This window comes from Streptomyces sp. NPDC085481, from assembly GCF_044541845.1.
Lineage (GTDB): Bacteria > Actinomycetota > Actinomycetes > Streptomycetales > Streptomycetaceae > Streptomyces.
Map to the genome: position 1 here is coordinate 293,873 of NZ_JBITTJ010000005.1, position 20,808 is coordinate 314,680.

Below are 20,808 nucleotides of genomic sequence, written 5' to 3' on the forward strand. Positions count from 1 at the left end.
CTGGGGTGATGCCTGGAGATGAAGGGACGGGGCCGATAGGTTGGGCCTCCCCGAACCCCCGAGGAGCCGCCCCGTGCCCGCCGTCCGCCCCCGTCTCCTCTACGTCACCGACCTCGCCTACCCCGCCCGCGGGCGCCGCTACTGCGACGAGGACATCGAGCTCACCGCCCGGCTGCGCGAGGAGTTCGACCTCGCGCTGTGCCACCCGCGCGACGCCGCTGCCCTCATGGACGGCTTCGACGCCGTCGTCGTACGCAACAGCGGGCCCGTCCTGCACTACCAGGAGGCCTACGACGCCTTCCGCGAGCGCGCCACCGCGCTCAGAACCCGCGTCTACAACCCCCTGCACGGCCGCGGCGACATGGCCGGCAAGCAGTACCTGCTCGACCTCACCACCGCCGGGCTCCCCGTCATCCCCACCGTCGACCGCGCCGCCGACCTCGACCGGCTGCCCGCCGCCGACACCTACGCGGTCAAGCCCAAGGCCGGCGCCGACTCCATAGGGCTGTCCTTCCTGCCCCGCGAGGAGCTGGCCGGCCTCGACTACGGCGGGATCCTCGTCCAGCCGCGCATCGACTTCCGTTACGAGGTGTCCTTCTACTTCGTCGACGACCGCTTCCAGTACGCCCTGAACGCCCCCGACCCCGGGCGGCGCTGGGCCCTCGAGCCGTACGAGGCCACCGAGGCCGACATCGGCTTCGCCCGCCGCTTCGTCGACTGGAACACCCTCGACCACGGCATCCAGCGCATCGACGCCTGCCGCACCCCCGAGGGCGAGCTGCTCCTGGTCGAGCTGGAGGACCTCAACCCGTACCTCTCCCTCGACCGCGTACCGGAGCCGGTCCGGGACCGCTTCGTGGCCGCGATGGCCGAGTCCCTGCACCGCTTCCTGGAGGACTGAACGACGAAGCGCCCCGTGTCTCTCGTGAGAGACACGGGGCGCTTGCGCAGGTGCGGACGGCCTTCAGGCGGTACGAACGCGGCGGCGGGCCGCCCGCTCCGCCGCGAACACGTCCTCCAGGCGGAACAACTGCGCCCGGCCCGCCTTCCCCGCCGCGCGCAGGTGGCCCAGCTGGACCCACTTGCGGATCGTCGCCGGGGCGACCCCCGCCTCCTCGGCGGCGAGCGGGCCCGGGATCAGAGCCGGCAGGGAAAGCGCGGTCGAGCTCAGCATGAGGTCTCCTTCGTGTCGTCCATCGCCGCTTCGATCTCGTCCGTGCGCGCTCCCGACGCGCCCGCGAGCTCCGCCCACTCCGCCTCCGGCCACAGGTGCCGGTAGGCCGCGTCGTCCTGGCAGCCGCACGCCTCGTCCGTGCACACGCACGCCGGGTTCACGCACAGCACCGCGCGCCGGTCGGGGAACGCCCGCAGTGACACCGAGTCGCACCAGGGGCAGCGGCCCGACACCCGTACGACCGTCTCGGAGTCGCCGAGCGTCCGGGCGCAGCGGCGGGCCATCCGGCGGATCTCGTCCCGCACGTGCCGGGCCAGCACGGGGTGGCCGGCGATCGCGTCGAGCAGCAGGGCGACCCGCCGCAGCCGCTCGACGACCCCGGCCCGGCGCGGCCGCGGCAGCCCGAGGCGGGCGCAGACCGCCTCCTCCAGCTCCACCACGCCGTCGGTGATGTCGCGTATGGCGTCGGAGATGTGCAGCCGGATCGGGGCGGCGCCGTGACCGGGTACGGAGAGGCCGTGCCGCTGTTCGAGCAGCAGCGCCTCGCGCCGCTCCTCGCGGATCAGCTCGTCGCGCCCCGGGTGCGGGGCGGTGGGCGCGGTGCCGGCGGGGGAGCTGCGGCCGGGCGCCAGCTCCTCGGCGAGCTCGGGGAACTGTCGTACGAGGGAGGCGGTCCAGAGCGTGATGTCCCGCACGACCCGCTCGTCGGCGACGACGCCGAGCGTGTCGGGTGTGTCCACGGGCGCCTTCAAGGGCGTGTCGGCCGCGGTGTCGGTGGCAGTGCGCTCAGTCACGGTCGCCGCCCCCGACCAGCATGTCGTCGGCGTTCACGGCGGCGCCCTTGCGCCGGCGTGGCTTCACCGGGCGGCCGTTGCGCCACAGCCGGCCGGCGCAGACGCCGTCGAACCAGCTCTCGGCGGGGGCGACGGCCGCCTCGCACTCGCGGCGGACGGGGCAGACGGTGCAGGCGCGGAGCGCCGGGGCCGCCTCCTTGCCCCGTCGCGAGAACACGACGGACGGGGAGAGGCCGGCGCACGCTGCGGCGGCCTGCCAGGGGGAGGTGTCGGGCAGGTGCAAGGAAGTTCTCCACGGTCCGGGGCCCCTTGCCCCTGAGGCCAGTGGGGCCCTTGGGACTCAGGAGGCCGACGAGTGCGGCGGCGAGAACACTGACATGTTGCGTGCGAGCTCGCAACTACCTTTGTGGTGACCCCTTCACCGATTCGACACGATTGCGTGCCCGAAAGCACGTAATTCCGTGCGCGCAAGCACGCTAAAGTAAGGGGCTCGAAGGGTGGGGGAGTTAGAGGGAGCGGTACACACATGAGCACTCAAGGGCTCGACGAGTTCGCAGGATGGGTCGAGGGCCTGATGCGAGCGCGCGGCTACGACATCGACAGCCCCCGCGGAGGCGGAAAGTCCAGGATCGCGGACGAGGCAGGAGTGCATCGCGCCGCCGTGACCCGGCTGCTGCAGCGCCAGAGCATGCCCGACCTGGAGACCATGCGCAGGATCGCCCCGCTCCTCGGGGTGTCCGTCCGCGACATGCTGATCAGGTCCGGGCGCGTGACCCCGGAGGAGCTGCCGCTCGCGGCGGATCTCCTGCCGCCGGGGGACTGGCAGCCGACCATGGAGGACTTCGCACGCTGGCTCGGCGTCCCGGACGAGCGGATGGACGTCTTCGTCAAGGTCGTCACCCAGTTCCTGGAGCCGGAGCCGGAGGCGGAGGGTGGCGCGATCCCGACCGTCGCCGAGGCGCGCCGCGCAGCCCAGGACTGACCTGCGGCGAACGCCGCGTACCTCCGCACACCCACCGCCAACCCGTGCCGCAGCCGTCCGGGCGTCGTTCACCCACGTCGCCCGGGCAGGCTGCGCGTGGGCATTTGTTTTGACCGGAGTCCATGCGATAGGTACGCTCAAGCCTTGTGCCTGGGGTGTGCCCGGAGCCGCGTGCGTGTCCTCAACCGCACGCAGCGTCCGAGACCGGCCGCCGCAATCCGCGCCCAATTCCGCCTCTGGCGGAGGTCCGCGGGATTCGACACACCCGACCGCGTGGGTCGGCGACGTTCCAGGTTAGTTTTACCGACGGCACACAGAAACCGGAGAAGTAGTGCCTACGATCCAGCAGCTGGTCCGTAAGGGCCGGCAGGACAAGGTCGAGAAGAACAAGACGCCCGCACTCGAGGGTTCCCCTCAGCGCCGCGGCGTCTGCACGCGTGTGTTCACGACCACCCCGAAGAAGCCGAACTCGGCCCTCCGTAAGGTCGCGCGTGTGCGTCTGACCTCGGGCATCGAGGTCACGGCCTACATTCCGGGTGAGGGTCACAACCTGCAGGAGCACTCCATCGTGCTCGTGCGTGGTGGCCGTGTGAAGGACCTGCCGGGTGTTCGTTACAAGATCATCCGCGGTTCCCTCGACACGCAGGGCGTCAAGAACCGTAAGCAGGCTCGCAGCCGCTACGGCGCCAAGAAGGAGAAGTAAGAATGCCTCGTAAGGGCCCCGCCCCGAAGCGCCCGGTCATCATCGACCCGGTCTACAGCTCTCCTCTTGTCACCTCGCTGATCAACAAGATCCTGCTGGACGGCAAGCGTTCCACCGCCGAGCGCATCGTGTACGGCGCCATGGAGGGTCTTCGTGAGAAGACCGGCCAGGACCCGGTCATCACGCTGAAGCGCGCTCTCGAGAACGTCAAGCCGTCCCTCGAGGTCAAGTCCCGCCGTGTCGGTGGCGCCACCTACCAGGTGCCGATCGAGGTCAAGCCCGGTCGCGCCTCCACCCTCGCGCTGCGTTGGCTGGTCGGCTACTCCCGCGCCCGTCGCGAGAAGACCATGACCGAGCGCCTCATGAACGAGCTCCTGGACGCCTCGAACGGCCTGGGTGCTTCGGTCAAGAAGCGCGAGGACACGCACAAGATGGCCGAGTCCAACAAGGCCTTCGCGCACTACCGCTGGTAGTCGCAACCCACATCGAGACCGAGAGAAGACTGAGCCGATATGGCTACCACTTCGCTTGACCTTGCCAAGGTGCGCAACATCGGCATCATGGCTCACATCGACGCGGGCAAGACGACCACCACCGAGCGGATCCTGTTCTACACCGGCGTCTCGTACAAGATCGGTGAAGTCCACGACGGCGCTGCCACGATGGACTGGATGGAGCAGGAGCAGGAGCGCGGCATCACCATCACGTCCGCCGCGACGACCTGCCACTGGCCGCTCGAGGACGTCGACCACACCATCAACATCATCGACACCCCGGGCCACGTCGACTTCACCGTCGAGGTGGAGCGTTCGCTCCGCGTGCTCGACGGTGCCGTGACGGTGTTCGACGGCGTCGCCGGTGTCGAGCCCCAGTCCGAGACTGTCTGGCGTCAGGCGGACCGCTACGGCGTGCCGCGTATCTGCTTCGTCAACAAGCTCGACCGCACCGGTGCCGAGTTCTTCCGCTGCGTCGACATGATCGTGGACCGCCTCGGCGCGACCCCGATCGTCATGCAGCTCCCGATCGGTGCCGAGGCCGACTTCCAGGGCGTCGTCGACCTCGTCCGCATGAAGGCCCTTGTCTGGTCCGCCGAGGCCACCAAGGGTGAGATGTACGACGTCGTCGACATCCCGGCCACGCACACCGAGCTCGCCGAGGAGTGGCGCGGCAAGCTCGTCGAGGCCGTCGCCGAGAACGACGAAGAGATCATGGAGCTCTTCCTCGAGGGCCAGGAGCCCACCGAGGAGCAGCTGTACGCCGCGATCCGTCGCATCACCATCGCCTCCGGCAAGGGCGGCGACACCACGGTCACCCCGGTGTTCTGTGGCACCGCGTTCAAGAACAAGGGTGTTCAGCCCCTGCTCGACGCGGTCGTGCGCTACCTGCCGTCGCCCCTGGACGTCGAGGCCATCGAGGGCCACGACGTCAAGGACGCCGAGCTGGTCGTGAAGCGCAAGCCGTCCGAGGACGAGCCGCTGGCCGCCCTCGCGTTCAAGATCGCGAGCGACCCGCACCTCGGCAAGCTCACCTTCATCCGGGTCTACTCGGGTCGCCTGGAGGCCGGCACCTCGGTGCTGAACTCCGTCAAGGGCAAGAAGGAGCGCATCGGCAAGATCTACCGCATGCACGCGAACAAGCGTGAGGAGATCGACTCGGTGGGCGCCGGCGACATCGTCGCCGTCATGGGCCTGAAGCAGACCACCACCGGTGAGACGCTGTGCGACGAGAAGAACCAGGTGATCCTGGAGTCCATGGACTTCCCGGCGCCGGTCATCCAGGTCGCGATCGAGCCCAAGTCCAAGGGTGACCAGGAGAAGCTGGGTGTCGCCATCCAGCGTCTCGCGGAGGAGGACCCCTCCTTCCAGGTTCACTCGGACGAGGAGACCGGCCAGACCATCATCGGTGGTATGGGCGAGCTTCACCTCGATGTCCTCGTCGACCGTATGCGTCGCGAGTTCAAGGTCGAGGCCAACGTCGGTAAGCCGCAGGTCGCGTACCGTGAGACGATCCGCAAGGCCGTCGAGCGCGTGGACTACACCCACAAGAAGCAGACCGGTGGTACCGGTCAGTTCGCCAAGGTGCAGATCGCGATCGAGCCCATCGAGGGCGGCGACGCCTCGTACGAGTTCGTGAACAAGGTCACCGGTGGCCGCATCCCGAAGGAGTACATCCCTTCGGTCGACGCCGGTGCGCAGGAGGCCATGCAGTTCGGCATCCTGGCCGGCTACGAGATGACTGGCGTCCGCGTCATCCTTCTCGACGGTGCCTACCACGAGGTCGACTCCTCCGAGCTCGCCTTCAAGATCGCCGGCTCGCAGGCCTTCAAGGAGGCCGCGCGCAAGGCTTCTCCCGTCATCCTTGAGCCGATGATGGCCGTCGAGGTCGTCACGCCCGAGGACTACATGGGCGAGGTCATCGGTGACATCAACTCCCGCCGTGGCCAGATTCAGGCCATGGAGGAGCGCAGCGGCGCTCGCGTCGTGAAGGGCCTCGTGCCCCTCTCGGAGATGTTCGGCTACGTCGGAGACCTCCGCAGCAAGACCTCGGGTCGCGCAAGCTACTCGATGCAGTTCGACTCCTACGCCGAGGTTCCGCGGAACGTCGCCGAGGAGATCATCGCGAAGGCCAAGGGCGAGTAACTCTCCCGAGTTCACGCTTTAGGCTTGACACCAGTCGCCGGGGCTCAGCCCCCGAAACCCGAGGGATCGGGCCCCGGCGCCTGGCATCCCAGCAAAGATCACCTGGCGCCGATGAAGCAAGGCGTTCAGAACCACTCCAGGAGGACCCCAGTGGCGAAGGCGAAGTTCGAGCGGACTAAGCCGCACGTCAACATCGGCACCATCGGTCACATTGACCACGGTAAGACGACCCTCACGGCCGCCATTACCAAGGTGCTGCACGACGCGTACCCGGACCTGAACGAGGCCTCGGCCTTCGACCAGATCGACAAGGCTCCCGAGGAGCGCCAGCGCGGTATCACGATCTCGATCGCGCACGTCGAGTACCAGACCGAGTCGCGTCACTACGCCCACGTCGACTGCCCCGGTCACGCGGACTACATCAAGAACATGATCACGGGTGCGGCGCAGATGGACGGCGCCATCCTCGTGGTCGCCGCCACCGACGGCCCGATGCCGCAGACCAAGGAGCACGTGCTCCTGGCCCGCCAGGTCGGCGTTCCGTACATCGTCGTCGCCCTGAACAAGGCCGACATGGTGGACGACGAGGAGATCCTGGAGCTCGTCGAGCTCGAGGTCCGTGAGCTCCTCACCGAGTACGAGTTCCCGGGCGACGACCTGCCGGTCGTCCGCGTCTCGGCGCTCAAGGCGCTCGAGGGCGACAAGGAGTGGGGCGGCAAGCTCCTCGACCTCATGAAGGCCGTGGACGAGTCCATCCCGCAGCCCGAGCGTGACGTCGACAAGCCGTTCCTGATGCCGATCGAGGACGTCTTCACGATCACCGGTCGTGGCACCGTCGTCACCGGTCGTATCGAGCGTGGTGTCCTCAAGGTCAACGAGACCGTCGACATCATCGGCATCAAGACCGAGAAGACCACCACCACGGTCACCGGCATCGAGATGTTCCGCAAGCTGCTCGACGAGGGCCAGGCCGGTGAGAACGTCGGTCTGCTCCTCCGTGGCATCAAGCGCGAGGACGTCGAGCGCGGCCAGGTCATCATCAAGCCCGGTTCGGTCACGCCGCACACCGAGTTCGAGGCCCAGGCCTACATCCTGTCGAAGGACGAGGGTGGCCGTCACACCCCGTTCTTCAACAACTACCGCCCGCAGTTCTACTTCCGTACCACGGACGTGACCGGCGTCGTGACCCTCCCCGAGGGCACCGAGATGGTCATGCCGGGCGACAACACCTCCATGACCGTCGCGCTGATCCAGCCCGTCGCCATGGAGGAGGGCCTCAAGTTCGCCATCCGTGAGGGTGGCCGGACCGTCGGCGCCGGCCAGGTCGTCAAGATCACCAAGTAAGTTCTCACGAACTCGGTGGTTTGACCTGGTAGCTCGACAGAGCTCCTGAGAGGACCCCGCACCGCTTCGGCGGTGCGGGGTCCTCCGCTTTTCCCCCGTGTGGGGGGTGAGTGGGCGACACGTGTACCCCCCGGTGGCAGATGTAAACCCGACGTCCCGTAGCATGCGCCGGTCAGTTGTGTCATGACCATTAGGGGTGGAGACAACTTGAGATCGGGACGTCGAGCACGTCGTACGACCGGGAAGCGCGTCCGCCGCACAGCGATCGGTGCAGCGCTCGCAGCCGCAACGGTGCTGGGATTCCAGGCCGCCGCGAACGGGGCGGTCTTCGGGACCGAGGACGACAAGGGGGCGGTGAACCCGCCCAGCCTGTACAGCACGGCGGCAGGCAAGAGCGACTCGGGTCCGAGCGAGCTGCACAAGCTCGCGCTGACCGACAAGGGCAAGGGTGAGGCCGTACTCTCCCAGCGGTCGACGGAGCCGTTCGGTCTGCTCGGTGTGACCTGGACGGACCCGGACGAGAAGATCAAGGGCACCATCCAGGCGCGCACCCGCAGCATCGAGACCGGTGAGTGGTCCGACTGGCTGGAACTGGAGCCGCACCCGGCCGGCATGGACGGCAGGCGCTCGGGCGCCCCCGGCTCCACCGAGCCGCTCTGGGTCGGCCCCTCCGACGGCGCCGAGGTCCGGATCAGCGACGGCGCGGCCGTCGGCACCCTTCCGGCGGGCCTCAAGCTCAACATGGTCGACCCGGGCAGCGCGGGCGCCGAGGCGAAGGAGAGCGGCGATCTGAACGCCGCCCCGGCCGCCTTCGCGGTCGCCGACCCGCCGACCACGCCGCCGAGCGTCCCCGGGCCGGTCTCGACCGCCCCGCAGCCGAAGATCGTCACCCGTGCCGTGTGGGGCGGACAGGCGATCGAGGACAAGACGCCCGAGTCCGCCCAGTACCTGATCGGCGGCAAGATCAAGGCCGCCTTCGTGCACCACACGACGAGCGCGGACTACCAGTGCGCGCAGTCGGCCAGCGTGGTCCGAAGCATCCTCGACTACCACGTGGACGTCGAGAAGTGGCGCGACATCGGCTACAACTTCCTCGTCGACAAGTGCGGCACCATCTTCGAGGGGCGCAAGGGCGGCATCGACCAGCCGGTCCTGGGTGCGCACACCTACGGCTGGAACGCCGAGTCGACCAGCGTGGCGATCATCGGTGACTTCACCAACCAGGCGGCGCCGGAAGCCGCGCTCGCCTCGGCCTCCAAGGTCGTCGCGTACAAGCTCGGCCAGTACGGTGTGGACCCGAACGGCACGGCGCAGCTGACCGCCGGTGTCACGCAGAAGAACTTCTTCGGCGACTCCTTCGAGGTCAACAAGGTGTACTCCTTCGCCGCGACCTCCGGTCACCGCAACGGCTTCAACACCCAGTGCCCCGGCAACATGCTCTACCCGCAGATGCCGAAGATCCGCGCCTACGCCACCGGCACCGTGGCCGGCCTCGGCGTCACGCTGAGCGGCGGCGCCACGAAGTCCGGCAGCGGCTACGAGACGGCCGGCCCGATCACCGCGAACTGGTCCACCACCACCTCGAACACCTTCCTCCACAAGTTCGAGCTGCTGGTCGACGGCCAGGTCGTCGCCTCCACCGGCGGCACCGCCCGTAGCGTCTCCACGACGGTCACCGGCTACGGCGCCCACACCGTCGCCGTCCGCGGCACGCACACCTCCGGCAAGGTGACCACCTCGCCGTCGGTCACCGTGACCGTCCCGGGGCCGAAGACCTTCAAGCCGGTCGCCCCGACCCGTCTGATGAACACCATCGCCGGCGTCGGCGTGCCGAAGGGCAAGCTCGGTCCGGCCCGTGAGGTCGCGCTGCAGGTGACCGGCGTTCAGGGCATCCCCGCCACCGGCGTCGGTGCGGTCGTGCTCAACGTGACCGCGACCAACACGACCGCGTCCAGCTTCGTGTCCGTGTACCCGAGCGGGACCGCCCGCCCGAGCACGTCGAACCTGAACTTCACGGCCGGGAAGTCCATACCGAACCTGGTGGTCGTCCCCGTCGGTGCCGACGGCAAGGTGCGGTTCTACAACCACGCCGGCTACGCCGACCTGCTCGCCGACATCACCGGCTACTACGTACAGGACAACAGCGGCTCCACGTTCGCCAGCGTGCCGCCCACCCGGCTGATGAACACGATCGCCGGCGTCGGCGTGCCGAAGGGCAAGCTCGGTCCGGGCGCCACCACCTCTCTGCAGATCACGGGGCAGCCGGGCATCCCGGCCACCGGCGTCACCGCCGTCGTGATCAACGTGACGGCGACCAACCCCACCGCGACCAGCTTCGTGTCCGTGTACCCGAGCGGGACCGCCCGCCCGAGCACCTCGAACCTGAACTTCACCGCGGGGCAGTCGATCCCGAACCTGGTGATCGTCCCGGTCGGCGCCGACGGCAAGATCAGCCTCTACAACCGCGCCGGTTCCGTCGACCTGCTCGGCGACGTCACCGGCTACTTCACCACCGACACCACCCAGGCCAAGCACATCAACATCGGCCCGAAGCGGCTGATGAACACGATCGCGGGCCAGGGCGTGCCGAAGGCGAAGGTGGGCGCAGGGAAGACCGTGGCGCTCCAGGTGACCGGGGCCAACGGCATTCCGGCCTCCGGCGTCACCGCGGTCGTCCTCAACGTGACGGCGACCAACCCGACCGCGTCCAGCTTCGTCTCGGTCTACCCGAGCGATCTGGCCACCCGACCGTCGGCGTCGAGTCTGAACTTCACCGCCGGCCTTTCGATCGCCAACCTGGTGGTCGTCCCGGTCAGCCCGGACGGCAAGGTCAGCTTCTACAACCACGCCGGCACGGTCGACCTGCTCGCCGACGTCACCGGTTACTTCATCAAGTGAACTGAGGTCAGAGCGAGTTCGGGCCCGTCTCCCTTCCCGGGAGGCGGGCCCTTCCGCTTCTAGGCCGATCGCTCGGGCCGCCACGCCCACGGTCGTGCGTCCGCGCCCAGTCCGACCGCCGTCGTCGCCCCGTGCAGGACGGGGTCGCCGACCGGCGTCGTCCCCTGCGTACGGGTGAACAGGCGGCCGCCACTGTGCAGCTGGACCTGGTGGCGCGGGTCGCGGCCGAGGAGGACCGGGCCGCGGGGGCCGGGGGCGGCGGACAGGAGGCCGTAGCCGTCGAAGGAGGGGGCCTCGCCGGGGGTGGCGCGCAGCCGGGCCTCGGCCGGGTGGCGGTAGAAGATCTGGACGCCGCCCGGGGCCGGGATCGCGGCGACCGGGTCGCCGGCGAGGGGGAGGGGGGCGGCGGGGGAGCCGTCGACCCAGTGGCGTACGGCGTCGCGGCCGGCCGCCAGGAGGTGCACCCGGCCCGCGGTGTCGACCAGCGCCGTCAGTCCGTCCTGGACCTCGCCGCCCGAGCCGCCCGAGCCGTCGCCGCCGAGGCGCCGCCAGGGGCCCCAGCCGCCGTCGGCGGCCCGTACCCGCGTCGCGACGCCCTTGTCCGCGTCGCGTACGAAGAGGTGGACCCGCCCGTCGGGCGCGGCGACGGCGACCGGCGCGCCGATCCGCCGGCCACGGTCGTCGCCCCGCTCCGGGTTGCCGAGGCCCCGCCAGGCGAGGAAGGGGCCGCCGGGGGAACGCTGTTCCAGCAGGACGAGCTCGCGCCGGTTGGTGCCGCCGCGGCCGGCCAGCGAGGCGATGCGCACCCCGAAGAGCAGCACCCGGCCGTCGCCGAGCACCGCCGAGCCGAGCGCGGGCACCAGTGGCCCGCCGCCCAGGTCCTCGGGCTCGCCGAACAGGCCCGTACCGCGTTCCCGCTCGCGCCAGCGGACCGCGCGAAGACCGAGCACGCCGTAGGCGTCGATCCGTCCGCCGGGCCCACCGGCGACGGCCGGCCCGCGGGTGGGCCAGCGGTAGTGGGTGGAGCGCACCCAGCCCTTCCGGTTGGTGAGCGGCCGGTCACCGCCGACGCCGTAGTCGCCGCAGCCGGACGGGTTGCCGCAGTTCCAGGACGGGTCGCCGCCGTACGGGACGAGGTGGGCGGCCTTCTCGGCGAGGACCCCCGGCGGGAGGTTCTTGGGCCAGTGGCGGTTGTAGTAGCCGCGGAAGGCGGTCGTGGTGAACGCGGGTATCGCCCCGCCGTCCGCGCCGGCGTCGGCGACCCAGCGCAGCAGCGCGGCCCAGGTGAAGCAGGCGACGGCGGTGTGGTCGCCGTGGTCGGAGTAGCCGGGCTGCTCGCTGTCCCGGCCGCGGGTGGCCTCGTCGCTGATCTGGATGTCCGGGTCGGGGTCGAGGGTGTGCACGACCGTCGGCCGGTACTGCGCGAGCAGCCCGGCGAGGACCTCGATCAGCTGCCCGTGGTCGTAGGTGTCCGCACGGGTCACGGGGGAGTCGGCGGACAGATGGGTGCGCAGTTCGAGGGCGCGGTCCTCCCACAGGGCCGGCAGGGCCATGTAGCGGCGGGGGGTGTGCATCGGCAGGTTGAGGAAGACCAGCTCGACCCGGCGCCCCTCGTGGACGAGCGTGTCGACCTCGGCGTGCCGGCCGCCGGCGAGCGCGGCGACGCCCTTCTGCCAGGGGGCGAACCGGTCCGCGCCGAGTGCGTCCGCGTACGCCTGGCGCAGGCCCTGGTGGCGCGCGGAGGAGTAGGCGGCGCGGTCGGGTGCCGTCTTCGGCATGCCCTTGATCCAGTTCCGGCCGGTGTGCTCGCCGGCGGTGACGTACACGGAGACGACCGGGACGCCCGCGTCGAGCAGGCGCTGGGTGTCCGGGTTCATGAAGTACAGGTCGTCGTCCGGGTGGGCGGCGAACTGCATGAGCAGCGCCCGGCTGCTGTGCGAGATCGGCCGGCCGGGCGCGGGGTCCGCGGTCGCGGCGATGCCCGGCGGCGCCGGTACGGAACATCCTGCGGCGGTCGCCGCGGCGACCGCGACCGCTCCTGCGAGCACGCTGCGCCGCGCCACTCTTCTGCTGTCCACCGGTCCTGTGTCCCCCGTGCGATGTGTAACCGGACCTCCGTACGCCTGGCTAGACGGATTTTCGATTCCCGGGGTTCAACGGTAAGCGGCGCTTCATGCGCGGGATTCACCCGGGTGGTCACCGCCGAGCGGCACTCTGGCCCTGACCTGCATCGGGCCGTCGGCCCTGCGGGAGAGCAGCACCAGCTCGGTCACGCGTACGGACAGGGTCCCGAGCTGCTCCTCGAACGCCGCGGCGAGGGTCTGGGGGTCGCGGGTGCGGCCGAGGGACAGGTGCGGGGTGAACCCCCGGGACTCGTCCCCGCACAGCGGGAACCGCTCCTCCAGCGCCTGCCGCAGCCGCGCCCACGGCTCCCCGCCTGCCGCCGCGGGGTCGAGCCATACGGTGGCGTCCGCGCGGTGCCCGAACCAGTGCACCCCGTGCAGCCGGGCCCGGAACGGCGGGACCTCGCGCAGCGCGGCGGCGACGAGCCCGCGGGCCCGCGGGAAGTCGGACTCGGGCACGAACCCGTACACGACGTTCACGTGCGGCGGCCAGCGGTGGATCTGCCGGTCGTGGACGCGCCGGATGCGCTGGACGGGCTCCCAGAGCGCTTCGGGCGGCAGCCAGGCGAGGGCGGTCCGGTACGTGGGCGCGACGGCGAGCACCCCGCTTTCGTGCTCGTCCCGGTGGGGCACCCGCCCGGCCAGACTCTCGTCCAGCCGGTCCACGCCGGAGGCCCGGTCCCAGACGAGCTCCCCGTCCGCCTCGAAGAACACCACCCGGTGCCAGGGGATCTCCCCGCCGACGACGAAGTCCACCAGGTCGACGCGTTTCGGCCCGGCGCCGCGCTCGGCGATCCCCATCACGAACCGCTCCGGGTCGAGGCTGGGGTCCCAGATCACCCGGTGGTAGATCTCGTCGCTGGTGCGCATGCTCCGCGTCTGCCCCGATCCGGCCGGTCACGAACTGATCAAGAGGCCCTGACCAGGCTTTTCCGCCCGTCCGGCGGCGTGAGAACGTCCGGATCGCAACAGGTAGCACAGGGGTGGGAAGAACATGAGCGAGAAGCCGTCGGTCTCCGACGAGGAATGGGCCGAGTTCGTCGAGGCCGCGCAGGAACAAGGCCTGGGCACCAAGGCGCAGGACCGAGCCCTGCGCAAGGCGCGTCCGAAGAGGCAGCCGAAGCCGCCGAGGTCACCGAAGCGCCAGGAGCCGGCGGGCTGGCGCACGGGCCCCGCCTGGCAGGAGATGAACGGCCGCGCCCACCGCAGGCGCCGTGCCAAGGGCATCGTCGGCATCACCCTGGCAGCAACCCTCGCCGTGATCGCCCTGCGCCCCCAGCTGCTGACCGACCACCTCCCGGAAGGCGTGACCTCCGCCCTGCCCTCGAGCTGGACGGACCACCCGCAGGACACGACTCCGCTCGCCGCGGAGACGGCCCGGCCGACCGAGGCCCCGGAGTACGTGGACCCGGACCGCCCCACCCTGAAGGAGCCCTTCAACGGCTCACCGGCCGTGCGCTGGGCCGACGGGGCGGCGGGGATCGAGCTGCCGGAGGCGAAGGCGACGGGCTGGATGTCGAAGGCCGAGGTGGCCGCCGCGCTGAAGCGGTCAAGGGAGTTCCTCGTCGCCGCCAACCTCGACCCCGCCGTCCTCAGGGGCGCCCGGCCCACTGCCGCCCTGAAGATGATCGACCCGAAGCAGCCGGGCCTCGAGGGCGTGGAACGGTCCCTGGCGAAGCCCTCGGAGAAGGACGACCCCAAGCAGCTCTTCAGCCGGTTCGACCCGGCCGAGGTGCGGCAGGTGGGCACGGCGGTCAAGACCAGGGGCCGGATGACCGTCGAGAAGGGCGAGAAGGCGGGGGAGGTCCTGATCCGCACCGACTACACCTTCGTCTACCCGGTCGTGAAGTCCCGCCCCGGCTCCACCGAGGTGGCCCGGACGATCGTCCGCCGAGAGGTCGACTTCCTCCTGCTCGACCCCGACCGGTACCGGATGACGCGGGGCAAGCTGTGGCTGTTCCACTGGAACTACAGCGCGGGCAACACCCCCTGCGAGGGACCCGAGGACGGCTTCTACCACCCCGAGTTCCAGGAGGACCTGGTCCGCGACCCCGGCAGCGACACCGGTCCCGCCGTCGACCCGTACGACCGGAGCAAGCCCCTCGACGACCTGCCGCAGGAATGCGGGACGGTCAGCCGGAGCTGAGCGGTCAGGGCTTCAGCGGGTAGGCGTACGAGTCGCAGGCGGTCCACTTGCCGTTGATCAGGCACGTCAGCCCGCCGCCCGTCTTCGACAAGGCGGGGTGGATCGAGTGCACGACCGTGGCGTTCTGGATGTCGACGTTGCCCTCGGGGTCCTCGATGGCGGAACCGACCGTCTGGAAGTGCTTGCCGTTCAGCCCGCCCACACCGCACTTCCCCAGGTCGCTGAACCACGTGCCCCCGGGGTTGATCACGAGGCCCGTCGTCTCGTATCGCCCGAGGGGGCACTCCGGAGCACCCAGGCCCGCGATCTGCACGAGCGCGCGGGCCACGACCTGGGTCGTACCGACGTTCCTGACCATGATCCCGAAGGTTGCGCTGGAGGCTGCCGTGTCGACCCGCACGCACGAAGCGACCCTGAGGTTCTTCCAGGAGGTGCGCCAGTCTCCGCAGTAGAGGTCCCCTGCCTCGAAGGCACGACTGTCCGTCGCCGCCTTCACCTTGGGCGTCGCCTTCGCGCGCGGGCCCGGCTGAGCCGGTGCCGCCGGCGGGGGCGCGCTGGAAGGCGTCGTCGAGGCCGTGGGGGTGGGGTTCGGGCTGGGCGAGCCCGACGACGCGGTCGCGGTCACGCTCGGAGTCTGCGTCTTCGCGACCGGCTGACCCGGCCCCTCTCCGTCCCTGGTGAGCGCGACGACGCCGGTCAGCGCGGCCACCAGCGCGAGGGCCACGACGGTGAGCCCGATCGAGCGGCCCCCGAAGTGGATGTTCCTGGCCTGGTAGGCGTTGCCTCCGACCTGGGAACCGCCGGAGATCTCGTTGTCCGTCCGTTCGGACGCGGGCCGTGCACCCGCCGGTCTGTCGGTCACTTGTCGCCGCGCAGCCCGCGGAAGCTGAAGCGTCCCCGGATGTTCTGGCCCTGGATGACGTTTCCGTGCACGGTGCCGGAGATCTGGTTGCTGTGCCGGAGCTGGTTGGTCGGGGTGCTGCCGGTGCCCGGACCGTTCCCGTACTCCTTGAGCCAGTCGCGCAGGTCCTCGGCGAAGGCCGGGTCGCTCTCGATGTAGCGGGACAGGGCCTCGACCAGCGGTCCGGGCTCCGACTCCGCCGCGTCGAGCGCGGTCATCGCCTGGTCGTCGCGGCGGAAGCGGTGCCGGATCATGCCCAGCAGGCCGTCCAGAGCTCCGGCCCCTGCCGCTCCCAGCGCGCCCTGGGCGACAGCGGTGGTCACTAACTGTGCAAGCGATGCGTCCATTGATCTCTCCGAGGCTGACCCGCCGACGTTGGGCCAGATGATGGCAGAGAGCATGCTTGTTCCACCAACCAGACATGGGCGTCGGTCAGTTGGGCCGTGACGCCGGTTGCGGGGTGCGCCCCCCCGTCACGGAATGGTGAAGCCCTCTGACCTGCGTGTCGAGGCATGCCGGGCACCGTGAAAACCTCCCCTCGCACACAGCGTGGAGACAGGGGTGGGACACATGGGGTGGGACTACGACGGCTATGGCCGTGACGGTCAGAGCGCCGGGGCACGGATGGCGTCAGGAGCGGTGGGGATCGTGGTGGCCGTGGGGCTGGCCGTGCTGGTGGTTCGGCCGGATCTGATGCCGTGGCGGGATGCCGGGGACACGACGCCGCTGGGTGCCGAGAGCGAGCGGCCGTCCGCGGCGCCGTCCGATGAGGCCTTTCCGGACCGGGCGACTTTGCGGGAGCCGTTCAAGGGGTCGCCGGCGCTGCGCTGGGCCGACGGGGCGGCGGGGATCGAGCTGCCGGCGGCGAAGGCCACGGGCTGGATGTCCGAGGAGCAGGTCGCGGCGGCGCTCGGGACGACCAGGGACTTCCTGGTGGCGGCCAATCTGGACCCGGCCGTGATCAGGGGCGGGAAGCCGGTCGCCGCGCTGAAGCTGCTCGACCCGGAGCAGCCGGACGTCAAGGCGGGCATGGAGAAGGCGCTGGCCAGGCCGTCGGAGCAGGATGATCCGACGCTGCTGTTCAGCCGGTTCTCCCCGGCCGAGGTGCGTCCTGCCGGCAGCGTCGTCAAGACGCGTGGCCGGATGACCGTCGAGAACGGGAAGGGCGAGACGGACGGCATGGTGTTGATCCGGACCGACTACACCTTCGTGTACCCGGTCGTGAAGGTGCGGCCCGGCTCCACCGAGGTGGCCCGGACGATCGTGCGGCGGCAGATCACGTTCTCGATGCCCGACCCGGAGAAGTTCGAGGTCACCAAGGGCAAGCTCTCGGTGAGCGAGTGGAGCTCGAACGTCGGGAACGACGACTGCGGCCGGCCGGAGGACGGGTTCTTCCATCCGACCTTCGACGAGGACTGGACCGGCGATCCCGCCGCGCCCGAGGCGTCCGGGCCCGCCGTCGACCCGTACGACCGCAGCAAGGACCTCGACGAGCTGCCGCAGGAGTGCGGTAGGTCCTCCCGGACGTGACGGTCGTCTCACGCAGGGGCGCATTCGGCCCCGATCGCGCCCCTGCGTGTACCCGTACGTGACGTGGGGTACAGTCTTCGCTCCCGATTGGCGGCCGGATGGTCCCGTATGGCAGACTGTCGGGGTTGCTCGGTTGAGTGCCGATGCTGCGCGCCTCCCGCCGGGAGGACCGGAAGCGAGTCCCACAGTACTCGTCGCCCCTGCTCAGGGGCGGACGTACGGGAATCTTCCGGGAAGTGTCAGCGGGGTGCCGACCAGGCACCCGGTGGGTGTTCCGCCCCCGGCTTCGCGGGTTTTTGGGCCCGTACCCCCTTGGTTGGGAAATCCCTAGGGATTTCTTCGTAGAGGGAGTGCGACACGCCCGACCGCGTGGGTCGGAGGGGGAGTCGGTAGAACCCCCGGGTTCCAGAGCGTTTCGAATAGACAGGACTACTGAGTAGCCATGGCGGGACAGAAGATCCGCATCCGGCTCAAGGCCTACGACCACGAGGTCATCGACTCCTCGGCGAAGAAGATCGTCGAGACGGTGACCCGCACTGGTGCGTCGGTCGCGGGCCCGGTGCCGCTGCCCACTGAGAAGAACGTGTACTGCGTCATCAAGTCGCCGCACAAGTACAAGGACTCGCGCGAGCACTTCGAGATGCGCACGCACAAGCGCCTCATCGACATCCTCGACCCCACGCCGAAGACGGTTGACTCGCTCATGCGTCTCGACCTGCCGGCTGGCGTCGACATCGAGATCAAGCTCTGAGGTGACGCGCGAGATGGCTAAGAACATCAAGGGCATCCTGGGCGAGAAGCTCGGCATGACGCAGGTCTGGGACGAGAACAACCGGGTCGTCCCGGTGACCGTCGTCAAGGCCGGCCCCAATGTCGTGACCCAGGTGCGTACGAACGACATCGACGGCTACGAGTCGGTCCAGATCGCCTTCGGCGAGATCGACCCGCGCAAGGTGAACAAGCCCCTCAAGGGTCACTTCGCCAAGGCCGACGTCACCCCGCGCCGCCACCTGGTGGAGCTCCGCACCGCTGACGCCTCCGAGTACACGCTCGGCCAGGAGATCACCGCCGAGGTCTTCGAGGCCGGCGTGAAGGTCGACGTCACCGGTAAGAGCAAGGGCAAGGGCTTTGCCGGTGTCATGAAGCGCCACAACTTCCGTGGTGGCAAGGCCTCCCACGGTGCCCACCGCGTGCACCGCAAGCCCGGTTCGATCGGTGGCTGCGCCACCCCGGGCCGAGTCTTCAAGGGCATGCGCATGGCCGGCCGCATGGGCAACGAGCGCGTGACCACCCAGAACCTGACCGTTCACGCCGTTGACGCGGAGAAGGGCCTGCTCCTGATCAAGGGCGCGGTTCCTGGTCCGAACGGCGGCCTCGTCCTGGTCCGCACCGCGGCCAAGGGGGCCTGAGGATATGAGCACCATTGACATTCTGTCGCCCTCCGGCGACAAGACCGGGACCGTCGAGCTCCCGGCCGAGATCTTCGAGGCCAAGGTCAGCATCCCGCTGATCCACCAGGTCGTCGTCGCGCAGCTGGCCGCCGCCCGTCAGGGCACGCACAAGGTCAAGACGCGTGGCGAGGTCCGCGGTGGTGGCAAGAAGCCGTACCGCCAGAAGGGCACCGGCCGCGCCCGTCAGGGTTCGACCCGCGCCCCGCAGTTCGCCGGTGGTGGCGTCGTGCACGGTCCCGTGCCGCGTGACTACTCGCAGCGGACCCCGAAGAAGATGAAGGCCGCCGCCCTCCGCGGTGCCCTCTCCGACCGGGCGACCCACTCCCGCATCCACGTCGTCACCGGCGTGGTCGAGGGTGGCATCTCCACCAAGGCCGCCAAGAGCCTGTTCGGCAAGATCTCGGAGCGCAAGAACCTGCTCCTGGTCGTCGAGCGCTCCGACGAGGCCGCGTGGCTGTCCGCCCGCAACCTGCCCCAGGTGCACATCCTGGAGCCGGGCCAGCTGAACACGTACGACGTGATGCGATCCGACGACGTGGTCTTCACCCAGGCCGCCCTCGAGTCCTTCGTGTCTGGCCCCAAGGCCGCTGAGACCGAAGGGAGCGAGGCCTGATGTCCGAGGCCACGATCACCAGCAAGACCTTCACGGACCCGCGCGACATCCTCGTGAAGCCGGTTGTCTCCGAGAAGAGCTACGCGCTGCTCGACGAGAACAAGTACACGTTCATCGTTGCGCCCGGCGCCAACAAGACCCAGATCAAGCAGGCCGTCGAGGCGGTCTTCTCGGTCAAGGTCACCGGGGTCAACACGATCAACCGCCAGGGCAAGCGCAAGCGCACCCGCACCGGTTTCGGCAAGCGCGCCAACACCAAGCGCGCCATCGTGACCCTTGCCGAGGGCAACCGTATCGACATCTTCGGCGGCCCGACCGCCTGACGGCGGTCGGAGACGTCCAGAAGTCGGATATCTTCCGAGGACTGAGAAATGGGAATCCGCAAGTACAAGCCGACTACGCCGGGCCGTCGTGGCTCCTCCGTAGCCGACTTCGTCGAGATCACGCGGTCCACGCCGGAGAAGTCGCTGGTCCGCCCGCTGCACAGCAAGGGTGGCCGTAACAACACCGGTCGTGTGACCGTCCGCCACCAGGGCGGTGGCCACAAGCGCGCCTACCGAGTGATCGACTTCCGTCGTCACGACAAGGACGGCGTGCCGGCGAAGGTCGCTCACATCGAGTACGACCCGAACCGCACCGCTCGCATCGCGCTGCTCCACTACGCGGACGGCGAGAAGCGCTACATCATCGCCCCGCGTGGCCTCGCGCAGGGTGACCGGGTGGAGAACGGCCCCACGGCCGACATCAAGCCCGGCAACAACCTGGCCCTCCGCAACATCCCGGTCGGTACCACGATCCACGCGATCGAGCTCCGTCCCGGCGGTGGCGCGAAGTTCGCCCGTTCCGCGGGTGCCTCCGTGCAGCTGCTGGCGAAGGAGGGCACGATGGCCCACCTTCGTATGCCGTCCGGTGAGATCCGCCTGGTCGACGCCCGCTGCCGCGCCACGATCGGCGAGGTCGGCAACGCCGAGCAGTCGAACATCAACTGGGGTAAGGCCGGCCGTAAGCGCTGGCTGGGCGTTCGCCCGACCGTTCGCGGTGTGGCGATGAACCCGGTTGACCACCCGCACGGTGGTGGTGAGGGCAAGACCTCCGGTGGTCGCCACCCGGTCTCGCCGTGGGGTCAGAAGGAGGGTCGTACTCGTTCGCCGAAGAAGGCTTCGAACAAGTACATCGTCCGCCGCCGCAAGACGAACAAGAAGCGCTAGGAGCGGGTTTAGATGCCGCGCAGTCTCAAGAAGGGGCCCTTCGTCGACGACCACCTCATCAAGAAGGTGGATGTCCAGAACGAAGCCGGCACCAAGAACGTCATCAAGACCTGGTCCCGTCGCTCGATGATCGTCCCGGCCATGCTGGGCCACACGATCGCCGTGCACAATGGCAAGACCCACATCCCGGTGTTCGTCACCGAGTCGATGGTCGGTCACAAGCTCGGCGAGTTCTCGCCGACGCGTACCTTCCGGGGTCACGTCAAGGACGACCGGAAGTCGAAGCGCCGCTAGTAGCGGAT

At 69.6% G+C, this 20,808-nt stretch carries 22 protein-coding genes; 15 read left to right on the top strand and 7 right to left on the bottom strand.

What is annotated here, in order from left to right:
- Window positions 1-73: 73 nt before the first annotated feature.
- Window positions 74-901 (top strand): hypothetical protein, encoded by an 828-nt coding sequence (locus ACIGEZ_RS14310; RefSeq protein ID WP_399830352.1) that lies wholly within the window; start codon window positions 74-76, stop codon window positions 899-901.
- 63 nt (window positions 902-964) lie between these two features.
- On the opposite strand, the gene ACIGEZ_RS14315 is transcribed toward ACIGEZ_RS14310, so the two are convergent.
- Genes ACIGEZ_RS14315 through ACIGEZ_RS14325 form a run of 3 tightly spaced genes read right to left on the bottom strand, consistent with a single transcriptional unit; the run spans window position 965 to window position 2,251 of the window.
- Window positions 965-1,174, bottom strand: coding sequence for a hypothetical protein (locus tag ACIGEZ_RS14315; RefSeq protein WP_399830354.1), 210 nt, complete (start codon window positions 1,172-1,174; stop codon window positions 965-967).
- On the bottom strand, window positions 1,168-1,914 hold the full coding sequence (locus ACIGEZ_RS14320) for a hypothetical protein (RefSeq protein ID WP_399830615.1): 747 nt from the start codon (window positions 1,912-1,914) through the stop codon (window positions 1,168-1,170). The genes ACIGEZ_RS14315 and ACIGEZ_RS14320 overlap by 7 nt, the downstream gene beginning before the upstream one ends.
- A 46-nt stretch (window positions 1,915-1,960) precedes the next feature.
- Window positions 1,961-2,251, bottom strand: coding sequence for a WhiB family transcriptional regulator (locus tag ACIGEZ_RS14325; protein ID WP_399830357.1), 291 nt, complete (start codon window positions 2,249-2,251; stop codon window positions 1,961-1,963).
- A gap of 243 nt (window positions 2,252-2,494) precedes the next feature.
- On the opposite strand from ACIGEZ_RS14325, the gene ACIGEZ_RS14330 reads away from it, so the two are divergent.
- From ACIGEZ_RS14330 to ACIGEZ_RS14355, 6 genes are all read left to right on the top strand, one after another.
- Entirely contained in the window at window positions 2,495-2,950 is a 456-nt protein-coding gene (locus ACIGEZ_RS14330) for a helix-turn-helix domain-containing protein (protein WP_399830360.1), read from the top strand.
- Between the two features lie 331 nt (window positions 2,951-3,281).
- Window positions 3,282-3,653, top strand: coding sequence for a 30S ribosomal protein S12 (rpsL, locus tag ACIGEZ_RS14335; protein ID WP_003948652.1), 372 nt, complete (start codon window positions 3,282-3,284; stop codon window positions 3,651-3,653).
- Between the two features lie 2 nt (window positions 3,654-3,655).
- A complete protein-coding gene (gene rpsG, locus ACIGEZ_RS14340) occupies window positions 3,656-4,126 on the top strand; it encodes a 30S ribosomal protein S7 (protein ID WP_345486254.1) in 471 nt (156 codons plus the stop codon).
- Between the two features lie 39 nt (window positions 4,127-4,165).
- Window positions 4,166-6,292: an elongation factor G gene (gene fusA / locus ACIGEZ_RS14345; protein ID WP_399830363.1), complete on the top strand. Its 2,127-nt coding sequence runs from the start codon at window positions 4,166-4,168 to the stop codon at window positions 6,290-6,292.
- Between the two features lie 150 nt (window positions 6,293-6,442).
- The gene (tuf, locus tag ACIGEZ_RS14350) at window positions 6,443-7,636 is read left to right on the top strand and encodes an elongation factor Tu (RefSeq protein WP_399830366.1); all 1,194 of its coding nucleotides are present in this window, start codon (window positions 6,443-6,445) and stop codon (window positions 7,634-7,636) included.
- 291 nt (window positions 7,637-7,927) lie between these two features.
- The gene (locus ACIGEZ_RS14355) at window positions 7,928-10,534 is read left to right on the top strand and encodes an N-acetylmuramoyl-L-alanine amidase (protein ID WP_399830369.1); all 2,607 of its coding nucleotides are present in this window, start codon (window positions 7,928-7,930) and stop codon (window positions 10,532-10,534) included.
- A gap of 59 nt (window positions 10,535-10,593) precedes the next feature.
- Here the strand turns inward: ACIGEZ_RS14355 and ACIGEZ_RS14360 are convergent, their stop codons facing one another.
- On the bottom strand, window positions 10,594-12,612 hold the full coding sequence (locus tag ACIGEZ_RS14360; protein ID WP_399830371.1) for a PIG-L family deacetylase: 2,019 nt from the start codon (window positions 12,610-12,612) through the stop codon (window positions 10,594-10,596).
- A 93-nt stretch (window positions 12,613-12,705) separates the two neighbouring features.
- Window positions 12,706-13,527, bottom strand: a complete 822-nt coding sequence (locus tag ACIGEZ_RS14365) for an RNA repair domain-containing protein (RefSeq protein WP_399830374.1) — start codon at window positions 13,525-13,527, stop codon at window positions 12,706-12,708.
- A 124-nt stretch (window positions 13,528-13,651) separates the two neighbouring features.
- On the opposite strand from ACIGEZ_RS14365, the gene ACIGEZ_RS14370 reads away from it, so the two are divergent.
- The gene (locus tag ACIGEZ_RS14370; protein ID WP_399830377.1) at window positions 13,652-14,803 is read left to right on the top strand and encodes a hypothetical protein; all 1,152 of its coding nucleotides are present in this window, start codon (window positions 13,652-13,654) and stop codon (window positions 14,801-14,803) included.
- Between the two features lie 4 nt (window positions 14,804-14,807).
- Here the strand turns inward: ACIGEZ_RS14370 and ACIGEZ_RS14375 are convergent, their stop codons facing one another.
- Entirely contained in the window at window positions 14,808-15,665 is an 858-nt protein-coding gene (locus tag ACIGEZ_RS14375; RefSeq protein ID WP_399830380.1) for a hypothetical protein, read from the bottom strand.
- A complete protein-coding gene (locus ACIGEZ_RS14380) occupies window positions 15,662-16,051 on the bottom strand; it encodes a hypothetical protein (RefSeq protein WP_399830382.1) in 390 nt (129 codons plus the stop codon). Before ACIGEZ_RS14380 ends, ACIGEZ_RS14375 begins: the two co-directional genes overlap by 4 nt.
- A 223-nt stretch (window positions 16,052-16,274) precedes the next feature.
- On the opposite strand from ACIGEZ_RS14380, the gene ACIGEZ_RS14385 reads away from it, so the two are divergent.
- The 7 genes from ACIGEZ_RS14385 (at window position 16,275) to rpsS (ending at window position 20,800) form a co-directional block, all read left to right on the top strand.
- Window positions 16,275-17,234: a hypothetical protein gene (locus tag ACIGEZ_RS14385; protein ID WP_399830385.1), complete on the top strand. Its 960-nt coding sequence runs from the start codon at window positions 16,275-16,277 to the stop codon at window positions 17,232-17,234.
- A gap of 442 nt (window positions 17,235-17,676) precedes the next feature.
- The gene (gene rpsJ, locus ACIGEZ_RS14390; RefSeq protein ID WP_003948644.1) at window positions 17,677-17,985 is read left to right on the top strand and encodes a 30S ribosomal protein S10; all 309 of its coding nucleotides are present in this window, start codon (window positions 17,677-17,679) and stop codon (window positions 17,983-17,985) included.
- A gap of 13 nt (window positions 17,986-17,998) precedes the next feature.
- Window positions 17,999-18,643 (top strand): 50S ribosomal protein L3, encoded by a 645-nt coding sequence (gene rplC / locus ACIGEZ_RS14395; protein ID WP_361965481.1) that lies wholly within the window; start codon window positions 17,999-18,001, stop codon window positions 18,641-18,643.
- 4 nt (window positions 18,644-18,647) lie between these two features.
- A complete protein-coding gene (rplD, locus tag ACIGEZ_RS14400) occupies window positions 18,648-19,298 on the top strand; it encodes a 50S ribosomal protein L4 (protein ID WP_399830388.1) in 651 nt (216 codons plus the stop codon).
- A complete protein-coding gene (gene rplW / locus ACIGEZ_RS14405; protein WP_352188385.1) occupies window positions 19,298-19,621 on the top strand; it encodes a 50S ribosomal protein L23 in 324 nt (107 codons plus the stop codon). Before rplD ends, rplW begins: the two co-directional genes overlap by 1 nt.
- A 48-nt stretch (window positions 19,622-19,669) precedes the next feature.
- The gene (gene rplB / locus ACIGEZ_RS14410) at window positions 19,670-20,506 is read left to right on the top strand and encodes a 50S ribosomal protein L2 (RefSeq protein ID WP_132912402.1); all 837 of its coding nucleotides are present in this window, start codon (window positions 19,670-19,672) and stop codon (window positions 20,504-20,506) included.
- 12 nt (window positions 20,507-20,518) lie between these two features.
- The gene (gene rpsS / locus ACIGEZ_RS14415; protein WP_003948639.1) at window positions 20,519-20,800 is read left to right on the top strand and encodes a 30S ribosomal protein S19; all 282 of its coding nucleotides are present in this window, start codon (window positions 20,519-20,521) and stop codon (window positions 20,798-20,800) included.
- Window positions 20,801-20,808: the final 8 nt, after the last annotated feature.